This is a genomic window from Pedobacter sp. Leaf194 (genome assembly GCF_001423945.1).
In the GTDB taxonomy this organism is placed as follows: Bacteria; Bacteroidota; Bacteroidia; order Sphingobacteriales; family Sphingobacteriaceae; genus Pedobacter.
Window position 1 is genome coordinate 598,250 of the sequence record NZ_LMPU01000001.1, and the last position, 12,643, is coordinate 610,892.

Sequence of the window (12,643 nt, forward strand, 5' to 3'; positions counted from 1 at the left end):
CTTAACGCATGCTTTGTGTAGGTAAAGGCACAAAATCTGTTTCGCCGGGTACAGGTTTGTAACTTTGGTTAAGCCATTTGGTTTTGGCTTCCTCAATTAAAGCCCTGTCGGTAGCTACAAAGTTCCAGTGCATAAAACGTTCTTCAGGGAAAGGTTCGCCGCCAAAAATGTAAATTGTTGAGTTTTCGAGCATTTCGAATTCACACAACTTCGCATCGTTGGCAATAAGGATGTGTTTTGGCTCGAAAACATTTCCTTCGCTTGCTATGGCGCCTTCTAAAATGTATAAAGCGCTTTCGCCGAAAAGGTGTTCGCCGATGTTAACTTTTTGCCTCGCTGTACTTTTAATCTCGATAAAATAAAGCGGACAATAAACCGGAACGGCAGATTTTTTCCCGAAGGCTTCGCCAGCAATTAACTTAAACTGTAAGCCGTTTTCTTCCCAATGTGGGATGTCTTTTTCTTCAACATGAAAAAACTCAGGTTCCATCTGTTCTAAAGCTTTCGGCAACGCAACCCAGATTTGTAAACCATGAAGCATTTTATCTGTATGCCTTAAATGCTCAGGTGTTCTTTCTGAGTGAACAATTCCACTACCCGAGGTCATCCAGTTTACCTGGCCGGGTTTAATAACCACATTATTTCCCAAAGAATCTTTGTGTGTAATTTCGCCTTCAAACAAAAAGGTTAAGGTAGACAGGCCGATGTGTGGATGTGGCGGAACATCCAGATTTTCGTGGTCGCTCATAGCCGCCGGACCCATATGGTCTATAAAGGAAAAAGGGCCAACCATTCTTTTTTCTCTGAATGGCAGCAATCTGCCAACCATAAAATTGCCAATGTTAGCCGGGCGTTCATCTATAATCAGTTTAATGTTCGACATATCGTTTTTTGTTTGATGCTGTGAATTTAAGTAAAAAGTTTAAAACCCGTTATTGCAAAAACTTGAAAGCTTAGTTGCAAGCCTCGCCCGCACACGTTGTTTAAGGCACAAAAAAAAGGCATCCCCAGCGGAGATGCCTTTATAATGTTTAACTATTTAAACCAATTGTGCTAAAGCCTCTTTAGTAAAGCCTTGAAGTTCGTCGGTTCTGTTCGCTTTAATTTTTTCTACCCATTGTGGGTCAGCCAATAATGGGCGGCCAACGGCAACCAAATCAAAGTCGCCCCTATCCATTCTGCGTACCAACTCATCTAAAGAGCTAGGCTGAGAACTCTGGCCGGCAAATGCACCAAAGAAATCACCGTCTAACCCAACTGAACCTACAGAAATTGTTGCTTTACCGGTAATTTTCTTAGCCCAGCCAGCAAAGTTTAAGTCCGAGCCCTCAAATTCCGGTTCCCAAAAACGACGTTGCGAACAGTGAAAAATATCTATTCCGGCATCAACCATCGGTGCTAACCATTGCTCCATTTCGCTTTCATTCTTAGCCAGTTTATAATCGTAAGCCGAAGGTTTAAATTGCGACAGTCTGATGATTAGAGCGAAATCTTCGCCAACTCTTTTACGAACTTCTTTTATGACTTCGACAGCAAACCGGGTGCGTTCGCCAAGTGTTTTACCACCCCAAATATCTGTGCGGTTATTGGTAGCATCCCAAAAAAACTGATCTATCAGATATTGGTGCGCTCCATGAATTTCAACTGTATCAAAACCCAGAGCCTTTGCATCTGCAGCAGCCTGACCAAATGCGGCAATCGTATCTGCAATTGCAGCATCCGTCATGGCCACGCCGTTTTCAAAACCCGGGCTGTTAAAGGTTGATGGGCCTTCGAAAGGTGTGCCCGGCAACCAGCCCGATGGGTGGTTTGCATGTATGCCCTGGTGCCAGATTTGAGGGCCCATTTGGCCGCCTTCTGCATGCACACCATTGATTACATCTTGCCAGGCTGACAATGCCTTTTCACCATAAAAATGTGGAATGTTTGGGTCTGCAGACGATGATGTCCTGTTTATCACAGTACCTTCCGACAAAATTAAGCCAACCTCGGCCGCTGCCCGTTTTGCATAGTAAGTTGCAACATCGGCTGTTGGTATACCATCTGGCGAGAACGAACGCGTCATTGGCGCCATTACGATTCTGTTTTTTGTATTTAATGTTTTCAGATTAAATGGTCTGAATAAACTATCTGTGTTCATATTGTTAAAATTTATAATTCTGAGTTAATGATTTTGCTTAATTGCGCTATGCCTTCCTGGTTGCGCTTGTAATAAGTCCACTGGCCAACACGGGTTGCTGAAACCAAATCTGCCCGCTGTAAAATGGCAAGGTATTCGGAAATTGTACTCTGAGATAAGCCGGCTTTAATTTGAATTTGCCCAACGCAAACACCAACATTTTCAAAATCGGCGTTTGGTTGCTCAGGAAAATTTAAAGCCGGATCTTTTAACCAATTTAAAATCTGCAAGCGGGTTTTATTTGATAAAGCCTTAAATATTTCTACCTGATCCATGATGCAAATATATATCGGCTTTTCCCGATATACCAATATTAAATTTAAGATTACAAACCTGTGTGAAAGTTGCTGATAAACGTTGTTAAAACGTTTTAAATAAATACGCGATGCAAAATTTTGTTAGGATTTAACTTAAACTAATTCTTACATTCGTTTAATCATTCTAACCAGATGTTTCACTATAAACCATTAACAGACAACGAACTTTTCGAACTTACGCAGGCTGGAGATAAGTTTGCTTTCGAAGAAATATACGAGCGCTTTAATGGTTTGCTGTACATTTATGCCTGCAAACTGGTTACTGATAAGGAAGACGCGAGAGATATTGTGCAGGAAATTTTTGTTTATTTGTGGAGCAATCCGGGTATAAAAATCAAAGCTCAGTTATCTGCTTATTTATACACAGCGGTACGTTACAAGGTGTTCGACTGGCTCGATAAAAATAAGTCGAAATCAAACTATTTGCGCTCACTGGAAAACTTTGCAGAACGTGGCTATTGCATAACTGATCATTATATCCGGGAGAAAGAGTTCGCATCAATAATAGAGAAAGAGGTGAGTTTATTACCACCCAAAATGCGGCAAATTTTCGAAATGAGCAGGCAGCAACATCTTTCGCAAAAACAAATTGCAGAAATTCTTCATCTGTCAGATAAGACTGTAAAAAAGCAAATGAGCAACGCCCTTAAGGTTCTTCGCTTAAAGCTTACCTCTTTTATCTCAATTGCCTTTATTTTGTTTATTCGATAAAAATTCTTTCGTTTTTTAAACACCGGGAAGCTTTCCTTTAAGTTTTTAATTTGGAATGCTTCAAAGGATTATGGAAATGAAAGGCAGTGCTTTTGGCAGCCATCAGTCCTGCTATCGCTTATAGTCCTCGCTACGCTGCGGGCTATTCCGCTCTATCAGGTTTATAAACGAAGGGTTTTGCGCATTGCAAACCATTAAAATGGAACACCGTCTTTGCAAATTAGCCCCGGTTGCAGCGAACACGTAGCAACAGCCATTTCGGCTGTTTTTGCGGAGTAAGCGTAAAACGGGAACCAGCTTTGTTAATTGCAAAAGCCTTGCGCTCCAAAAAAAATAAGAAACAGCAGCTTTTTTATTAAATTTTCAGATTCATTTAATTATCATTTTAAAGATGGTTTGGAAATGAAAGGCAGTGCTTTTGGCAGCCATCAGTCCTGCTATCGCTTATAGTCCTCGCTGCGCTGCGGGCTATTCCGCTCTATCAGGTTTATAAACGAAGGGTTTTGCGCATTGCAAACCATTAAAATGGAACACCGTCTTTGCAAATTAGCCTCGGTTGCAGCGAACACGTAGCAACAGCCATTTCGGCTGTTTTGCGGAGTAAAGCGAAAAACGGGAACCAGCTTTGTTAAACGCAAAAGCCTTGCGCTCCAAAAAAATAAGAAGCAGCAGTTTAGCACCGACCAGTTAAGCTCGCTTTTTGCGGCAATTGAAATTTATTTTTCAATGTTCTACTACCTGGGTGTTTGTTAACCTACTTGTATTTAATTAGCCAAATATATTATAGTGATGAATAACCCAGAAGTTGAAAAACTTTTAGAAAAATACAGGGATGGACGTTGTACCGCGCAGGAAAAAGCTTTGGTAGAATCGTGGCACCTTGCAGCGCTTTCGGAAAAACAATCTGATTTAAAGCACGAAGATATAATTGAAGCCAAAAACCAAATTTGGCAGGCTATTGAAGAACGAACTGAAATAAAACCAGCTTTAAAACGTGTGGCCTGGTTAAAAGTTGCCGCTGCGGCAGTGGTATTGTTTTTTATCGGTTTCATAATTAATAATCAATTTAAAAAACAGTTTGCCAGCCAAACTTTGGGCAGCAACAATACCGAAGCAATAAAACCAGGGAGCAATAAAGCAACTTTAACGTTAGCTGACGGCTCCAAAATATCATTAACGGATGCCAACAACGGTGTTATTGCCAAGCAAGCCGGGATAAACATTACCAAAACAAAAAATGGCGAGCTTGTCTATTCTATCGTTTCTACAAATTCGGCTAAAAAGGAAAACTTATTTAATACCATTGAAACGCCCCGCGGTGGCCAATATCAAATTAATTTGCCTGATGGTACAAAAGTTTGGCTCAACGCAGAATCATCTTTACGTTACCCGGCTGCATTTAACAGCGAAGAAAGACGGGTTGAATTAACCGGAGAAGCTTATTTTGAAGTTGCAAAACTGAACGATAAAAAAGGCAGGCGTGTTCCTTTTAAGGTGAACAGCGAGGTTGGAGAAGGAAGAAAGCAGCAGGTGGAAGTTATTGGAACGCATTTTAACATTAACGCCTATAAAGACGAGCCGAATAATAAAACAACTTTGCTGGAAGGTAAAGTGCGTACTGTAAACCTTAGCTCATCCACATCGAACATTTTAAAACCTGGGCAGCAATCTGTAATTGCAGCATCCACGCCGGCGGTATTGGTGCGCAATGTAGATGCAGAAGATGCAGTAACCTGGAAAGACGGCTTTTTTAGTTTTAACGATGAAAATTTACAAACAATTATGAATAAAATTTCCCGCTGGTATGATGTAGAAATATCATATCGCGGTGCAAAAATGGATAAGCTTTTTGGCGGACGAATTTCGAGATTTAACAGTGTCAACGAAGTTTTAGAAACCCTGCAGACAACCGGCGATGTTCATTTTAAAATTGAAGGAAGGAGGATTTTAGTTATGCCTTAACCTATACTTTCTATTATCGGTTACGACGATTATTTAGGCGGAAGTATAACTAAAAACCGGAAGCGCGGCAACGCTCCCGGCATAAATTAGGGCTTTTGTTTAATCGTAAAATTGTGAGATACAACTATTCTAAACCTAATAACCAAATATATGAATTTTTATACTGAATGGCTGCCCAACCCTAAGGGCAGGCTATCTAAATTATTGTTGATTATGAAATTGACTTTTGTCTTATTAATCACTACGTTTCTTCAAATAAGTTACGCTGCGAAAGCTCAAAACGTAACACTTTCAGAAAAAAATACAAGCTTACTAAGTGTTTTCCGAAAACTGAATAAAAGCGTTGGCTACAGCTTTTTATACAATACCGAACTTTTAAAAGAAGCTAAACTGGTAACTATTGATATAAGAAATACGGATATAAAAGAAGCGCTGAGGCAAATTTTTAACGAGCAGCCACTCGGCTATACGATAAAAAACAACACCATTATTATACACAAAAAGGCAATAGATGGCTCGCCATTGTTGCTCCGTGCTTATGCAGATGTAAGAGGTAAAGTTGTAGACGAAACCGGTGCGCCGTTAATTGGTGCAAGTGTTAAAGTTAAGGGCTCTAACCAGGGAACAATTACAGATGTAAACGGTAGTTTTATATTAAAAACGGTTGAAGAAAACGCAATTATTGTTGTTTCTTACATCGGGTATGAGAATAAAGAAGTTGCGGCAACATCAGGAAGGGATTTAAATATCCAACTGGCGCCGCAAGCCGGCATACTTGCCGATGCTGTTGTTATTGGTTACGGTACGCAAAAGAAGAGCGTGGTTACGGGAGCAATTTCGCAGGTTAAAGGCACCGATTTAGAGAATATGCCAGTTGTACGTGTAGAGCAATCGTTGCAAGGCCGTACTTCGGGTTTAACGATTACAACATCGTCTGGTCAGCCAGGTGAAGGCGCAACCCTGCGTATTCGTGGTACAACTTCAATTAATAACAGCGAGGCTTTGTATATTGTAGACGGTGTGCAGGTTGGTGGTGGTATCGACTACCTTAACCAGGCCGATATTGAATCTATCGAAGTTTTAAAAGACGCTGCATCTGGCGCAATTTACGGTGCCAGGGCTGCCAACGGTGTAATCATTATTACAACTAAAAAAGGTAGCAGGAACGGCAGAATGGCTGTTAACTACAATACTTATTTAGGAACACAAGCACCATCAAGAAAATTAGATTTGTTAAATGCTACGCAGTATGCTACTATTTATAACGAGGCTGAGTATGCAAAGACACCAGGTTTAGCAACACCAAGATTTTCAAATCCTTCACAGTATGGTGTTGGAACAGATTGGCAGGCTGCTGTTTTTAATAATGATGCAAGGATTCAAAATCACGAGTTAAGCATTAGCGGTGGTGGTGAAAAATCTACCTATTACAGTTCTTTTGGTTATTTCGATCAGGAAGGTATTGTTGCAACAAGTAACTCTAAGTATAAACGATTTACAGCACGTTTTAACTCTGAACACCAGTTAACCAAGGCAATAAAATTTGGACAAACTATCGGCTATACCCGCACAAACTCGGTAGGCGTTGGTACAAATACCGAATATGGTTCTCCGTTAAACAGGGCAATTAACATCGATCCTATTACGCCAATTGTAGAAACAGACCCCGCTAAATATGGTGCAGCGCCTTATATTGGCAATCCTGTAGTTAGAAACGAAGCCGGTTTTCCTTATGGAATTTCACAATATGCACAATCGGAAATTTTAAATCCTGTTGCGGCTTTACAAGTTGCACAAGGCAACGGGTGGTCGGATAAAGTGGTTGCTAACGCTTTTGTTGAGGCCGAAATTATTAAAGGTTTAAAAGTAAGGTCGCAAGGCGGTGTAGATTTAGCCTTTTATGGCAGTGAAGGTTTTACGCCAATTTACTACCTAAACTCGATTAACCAAACAACAATAACTTCATACAACAGGTCATCAAACCGCGGCCTTTTTTATTCGTTGGAGAATACAATTAGCTATAACAAGCAAATTGCTAAACACAATGTTACCGGTTTAATTGGTTACTCGTTCCAAAAAAACAGAGGTGAAACCCAGGGCGGAACAAAAGATGGCATTCCGGTAAATAACATTAAAGACGCTTCACTACAATTTCCGGTATCAAGGGCTAATGATGTTTTTTACGGTGGTGAATATTTAAACACTTTGAACTCGGCTTTCGCACGTTTAACTTACAACTATGATGAGAAATATCTTTTAACAGGTATTATCCGTAGAGATGGTTCTTCGCGTTTCGGACCGAATAATAAGTTTGGTTATTTCCCTTCGGCTTCGGTTGGTTGGGTGGCCAGTAGAGAAGACTTCTTTCCTAAAAACGATTACGTAACATTTGTAAAATTCAGAGGTTCTTACGGAGTTGTGGGTAATGATAATATTGGAGATTTCAGGTATTTATCCACCGTTAGCGGTGGTAGGAACTTTACTTTAGGTACATCTGCCGGTTTAAATAATGGTGTAAGTCCTGACGCACTTTCAAACCCTGATTTGAAATGGGAGCAAACTTCATCAACCGATATCGGTGTTGACATGAGCCTCTTTGGCAATTTTACCTTAACAGCAGATTGGTACAAGAAAAAAACCACAGGTATGTTGCTTCAAATTGCCGTACCGGGTTATGTAGGTAATGCTGGTCCTATCGGCAACATCGCTGATTTATCCAACAGAGGTTTCGAACTGGAACTTGGTTACACAAAAAGAATTGGCGAATTTTCTTTAAAGGTTAATGCAAATGGGGCATTCGTTAAAAACAACATCGACTTTTTAGGTGATGATAAAGAATACTTAGGCGGCCAAACAGTTACACCTCAGGCATTGGAAATTACACGTACCAAAGTTGGGAATGCAATTGGTTCGTTTTACGGCTATAAAAGCGATGGTTTATTCCAAAATCAATCGCAAATTAATAACTATAAAAGCCAGAGTGGTGCCCTTATTCAACCAAATGCAAAACCTGGTGATATTAAGTTTATCGACCTAAACGGTGATGGTCAGATCAATAACGATGACCGCCAGATTATTGGCGACCCAACACCTGATTTTACTTATGGAATGACATTTAACCTTGCTTACAAAGGTTTCGATTTAATCGTTCTTGGGCAGGGCGTAGCTGGTAATCAGATTTTTAATGCATTAAGAAGATTCGATTTACCAACTGCAAACTATACCACTGCAATCTTAAACAGGTGGACAGGTGAGGGAACGAGCAATACCATACCAAGGGTAACTTTGGATGATACGAACCAAAACTACAGTCGCGTTTCGAGTATTTTCCTTGAAAGTGGTTCTTATTTCCGAATCAAAACTTTGCAGGTAGGTTATTCGCTGCCTAAAAAGTTGGTTGCTAAGGCTGGTTTAGATAAAGTAAGATTTTATGTAATGGCGAATAACCTGGTAACATTTACAAAATACACAGGTTACGATCCGGAAATTGGTGGTGGAAGTTATGGTGTTGACCGCGGTTTCTATCCGCAGGCAAGAACCTTCTTTGCCGGTTTAAATGTTGGTTTTTAATTATTGGAAAAGATGAACAATAAAAATATTAAAAGCCTGATGGCAATAGTTGCTGTTATGGTTGTTTTTGTTTCGTGTAAGAAGGATTATTTGGAGCTAACGCCACGCGGCACAGCTCTTGAAGATAACTTTTATAAAAATGAAACTGAGGTTATGCAGGGCGTAATTGCTGTGTATGATGTTACGCAGTGGGGTACAACAGGTGGCTACACCATGAAAATGCCTTTGTTAAGTGCCGCATCTGACGATTGCTTTGCAGGCGGAAGTAATGCTTCCGACCAGCCGAACTGGGTTGCGTATGATAATTTTAACATGAACTCGAGTGTTGGTCCGCAGGTTGGTTTATGGAATAAAAACTACAGTGGTATAAACCGGGCAAATGTTATTTTGAGCAAAATTGAGAAGGCTACAACACTAAGTGCCGCTTTTAAAACCCGTGTTACTGCAGAAACGAAGTTTTTGAGGGCTTATTTTTATTTTGATTTGGTAAGATGGTTTGGTAATGTTCCTTTAATTACCAAAGTTTTAGAAACCAGCGAACTTTATACGCAGGTTCAATCTACACCGGCTCAAATTTACGCTCAAATTGAGAAAGATTTAAGGGATGCAATTCCAGGATTGCCAGCCACCATTTCGGCGGGCGAGAAGGGAAGAATTTCTCAGGGTGCGGCAAAAGCGCAGTTGGGTAAGGTTTTATTGTATCAAAATGACAATGCGAAAATGACTGAAGCCGCTACTTTATTTGAAGACGTAAACCGCGTCGGAAATCCGTATGGCTACTCGTTACTGCCGAACTATGCTGATATCTTTAATCCGGCTAATAAGTTTAATGCAGAGGCAATTCTGGAAATTCCACACTCAAATAATGCAGCCTGGTCTGATTGGGGTTACATAAATGGTGGTGAAGGGAATGTGGGTACCCAATTTGTGGGTATGGATAGCTATAACGGCGACACATATTCGAGCGGATGGGGCTTTTGTCCGGTAACACTTGATTTGGTTGGCGTAATGAAAAATGACCCTCGCTTTGCGGCAACGATTATCGACGGTGCTGCATTAAAAGCAGCCGGTGCAACCTACAACGGCCGTTATCAGAATACAGATTATTTCATCAAAAAATATGCACCATTAAAAGCGTTCCGTTCGGCAAGCGGTGTTGCAGAGCAAAACTGGCCGATTGATGAAATTGAGATTCGTTTGGCAGATACTTATTTAATGCAGGCCGAGGCCTTATTAAGAAGTGGCGGTAGCGCAAGCCGTGCAAAAGAGTTGCTGGATGCAGTAAGAGCACGAGTAGGATTAGCATCAATTCCGGCTACGCTTGATAATGTTTATGCAGAACGCAGATTAGAATTAGCTACTGAAGGTCACCGGTTCTTCGATTTAGTTAGAACAGGTAAAGCCGTAGCAGTGCTAGGTTCGCAAGGCTTTAAGGCTGGTAAAAGCGAGTACCTTCCAATTCCACTAAACGAAATTGAAGTAACTAAAGGTGGTATTAAACAAAATCCAGGTTATAATTAATCAGCATTTGACATGAAATTATTTAAAGATAAAATACAAGCAACAATCCTGCTTAGTCTGGGTTTAGTGCTTAGCATTATGGTTTCCTGCAAAAAGAGCGAAACCACCAAAGACATTGGTATTCCGCCAACCGCGGCAGAGATTCAGTTCACTTCTACGCCAACGGCTACCAACCCGAATATTGTTAGTTTCAAAAGTGCATACAATGGAATCAACGCACATTGGGATTTCGGAAACGGCGCAAGCGCTGACGGAAATGATGTTCAGTCATCGTACCCAATTGCGGGTACCTACACTGTAAAGTTAACTGTTTTGGCAGATGGTGGTTCGGTTTCAACAACCAAAACCATTACCATTGCAACAACCAATACAAGCATGTTAAGCGATCCTGCTTATACGCTGCTCTCTGGTGGCTTATCGAATGCGGCCGGTAAAACCTGGGTTATAGACCAAACGCAACCTGGCCACCTGGGCGTTGGTCCGATAACTTCGCAAACGCCCGATTGGTACCAGGCTGGGCCAAATGAGAAAGCCGGATTAGGTTTTTACGATGACGAAATGACTTTTGCCATGGGCGCATCTTCGTTAAAATACACTTACGCTAATAATGGAACCACTTTTGCCAACGCATCAAATGCGCCGGGCATTGGCGGCCCAACAGGAAGTAACGACCCGACGGTTAATTATACGGTCCCGACAAATTTAACATGGATTTTAAATGATGTAAATGGTGTGAAATACATCAATTTAAGTAACAACGGATTCATTTCATATTATCTTGGCGTTTCTTCTTATCAGATTTTATCGCTTACCGCGGATGAAATGTGGTTAAGGTGTGGAGATAAATCTAATGCAGGAAATGCCTGGTATCTGAAGTTAATTAGAAAAGGCTACGTGAGGCCAATCGTGCCACCGGTACAAAAACCAATACAGGCGGCCAATCTATCAGATGATTTCCAGGCGGCAACAGGCATGGCCTGGCTGGCCGAAAACATGGATTTCAACAGAAGTTATGATAACCCTGCAAGATTCCCTGTAAATACTTCATCAAAAGTAGCTTACTACGAGAAAAGAACAGGTAACGATGGCCAGTATGGAAACATTAATATTACCATGCCTTACCGTTTCGATTTAACCGCGAAAAATAAGATTAGGTTAAAGGTATTCATCCCGGGAGGAAATGATTTTACTAAAGTTGCGCCAACTGTTTCTGTTAAGTTGCAGAACTCATTATTGGGGGCAAATGCTTACACTACGCAAATTGAAATTGTTAAAACTATAGCGGCAGCGCAATATAATACGTGGGTGCAGTTAGAATTTGATTATTCAGCCTCTGCCAGCCAAACATTATACGATAAAATTGTTGTACAGTTAGGCGGCGAAGGGCATCCAAACCCAGGTATATTCTATATTGACGATTTTGAATTTAAATAGTGCTAAACACCAGCAGTTTGCCATACCTGCAAACTGCTGTTTAAATTTTTAAAAATGAGGGATTCAGTGAAGTACTTAAAGAAAGAAATTGTTTCAGCTTTTGCGATTGTAGTGGTTGGAATAAGCGGATGTTCTAAAGGGACAGATGCTGGCGGGCCAGTTTATGTGCCGCCAGTTGTGGTTACACCCGTAGATAAAAGCTGGAGTTTTGAAACCACTCCTGCCTGGGCAGACGAATTTACAAATAGTGGCGCACCATTGTCAACTAACTGGGATTACGATACTGGTGGAGGCGGCTGGGGTAATAACGAACTTGAGTATTATACCGGCACAACAAATAATGCGAGCGTAGCTAACGGACTCTTAACCATCACCGCAAAAAAGGAAAGCATGGGTGGTATGCGTTATACATCATCACGTATGGTTACCAGAGGTAAGTTGGATGCGCTATATGGTCGCTTTGAAATTAAAGCTAAACTACCACTTGGTAAAGGAACCTGGCCGGCGATCTGGATGCTGCCAACAGAACGAGCTTACGGCGACTGGCCAAAGTCTGGTGAGATCGACATTATGGAGCACGTAGGTTACGACCAGGATAATGTTCACTTCAGTACACACACCGAAGCCTATTATTTTAAAATTAATACTCAGAAAACCATCACTAGAAAAATCGATGGGGCGAGTTCAGCTTTTCACCTCTACCGGGTTGATTGGACGCCTTACGCAGTGCGGGGCTACTATGACGATGTTAAGGTTTTCGAATTTGCAAATGAAGGAACAGGTTATAAAGCCTGGCCATTTGATAAAAAATTTCACCTGTTGTTAAATGTTGCTGTTGGTGGCGATTGGGGTGGCGCTCAAGGTGTAGATGATTCCATCTGGCCACAAGCAATGGAAGTTGATTACGTTCGATATTATAAAATGATCGATAAATAGACTTTAGGTTAGT

At 41.0% G+C, this 12,643-nt stretch carries 9 protein-coding genes; 6 read left to right on the top strand and 3 right to left on the bottom strand.

What is annotated here, in order from left to right:
- Position 1 precedes the first annotated feature (1 nt).
- The 3 genes from ASG14_RS02750 to ASG14_RS02760 all read right to left on the bottom strand — a co-directional run bounded on the left by ASG14_RS02750 (position 2) and on the right by ASG14_RS02760 (position 2,454).
- The gene (locus ASG14_RS02750; RefSeq protein WP_056869522.1) at positions 2 to 883 is read right to left on the bottom strand and encodes a pirin family protein; all 882 of its coding nucleotides are present in this window, start codon (positions 881 to 883) and stop codon (positions 2 to 4) included.
- Positions 884 to 1,039: 156 nt separating this feature from the next.
- Positions 1,040 to 2,140 (bottom strand): NADH:flavin oxidoreductase, encoded by a 1,101-nt coding sequence (locus ASG14_RS02755; RefSeq protein WP_056869523.1) that lies wholly within the window; start codon positions 2,138 to 2,140, stop codon positions 1,040 to 1,042.
- A gap of 11 nt (positions 2,141 to 2,151) precedes the next feature.
- Positions 2,152 to 2,454 (bottom strand): helix-turn-helix transcriptional regulator, encoded by a 303-nt coding sequence (locus tag ASG14_RS02760; protein ID WP_056869524.1) that lies wholly within the window; start codon positions 2,452 to 2,454, stop codon positions 2,152 to 2,154.
- A 174-nt stretch (positions 2,455 to 2,628) separates the two neighbouring features.
- Here ASG14_RS02760 and ASG14_RS02765 point away from each other — a divergent pair, with 174 nt between their 5' ends.
- From ASG14_RS02765 to ASG14_RS02790, 6 genes are all read left to right on the top strand, one after another.
- Positions 2,629 to 3,207 (top strand): RNA polymerase sigma factor, encoded by a 579-nt coding sequence (locus tag ASG14_RS02765; RefSeq protein ID WP_056869525.1) that lies wholly within the window; start codon positions 2,629 to 2,631, stop codon positions 3,205 to 3,207.
- Positions 3,208 to 3,996: 789 nt separating this feature from the next.
- A complete protein-coding gene (locus tag ASG14_RS02770; protein ID WP_056869526.1) occupies positions 3,997 to 5,169 on the top strand; it encodes a FecR family protein in 1,173 nt (390 codons plus the stop codon).
- 213 nt (positions 5,170 to 5,382) lie between these two features.
- The gene (locus ASG14_RS02775) at positions 5,383 to 8,739 is read left to right on the top strand and encodes a TonB-dependent receptor (protein WP_235528492.1); all 3,357 of its coding nucleotides are present in this window, start codon (positions 5,383 to 5,385) and stop codon (positions 8,737 to 8,739) included.
- Between the two features lie 12 nt (positions 8,740 to 8,751).
- A complete protein-coding gene (locus ASG14_RS02780; protein ID WP_056869527.1) occupies positions 8,752 to 10,260 on the top strand; it encodes a RagB/SusD family nutrient uptake outer membrane protein in 1,509 nt (502 codons plus the stop codon).
- A 12-nt stretch (positions 10,261 to 10,272) separates the two neighbouring features.
- Positions 10,273 to 11,694, top strand: a complete 1,422-nt coding sequence (locus ASG14_RS02785; protein WP_056869528.1) for a PKD domain-containing protein — start codon at positions 10,273 to 10,275, stop codon at positions 11,692 to 11,694.
- Positions 11,695 to 11,748: 54 nt separating this feature from the next.
- Positions 11,749 to 12,630, top strand: coding sequence for a family 16 glycosylhydrolase (locus tag ASG14_RS02790; RefSeq protein WP_056869529.1), 882 nt, complete (start codon positions 11,749 to 11,751; stop codon positions 12,628 to 12,630).
- The last annotated feature ends 13 nt before the right edge of the window (positions 12,631 to 12,643 follow it).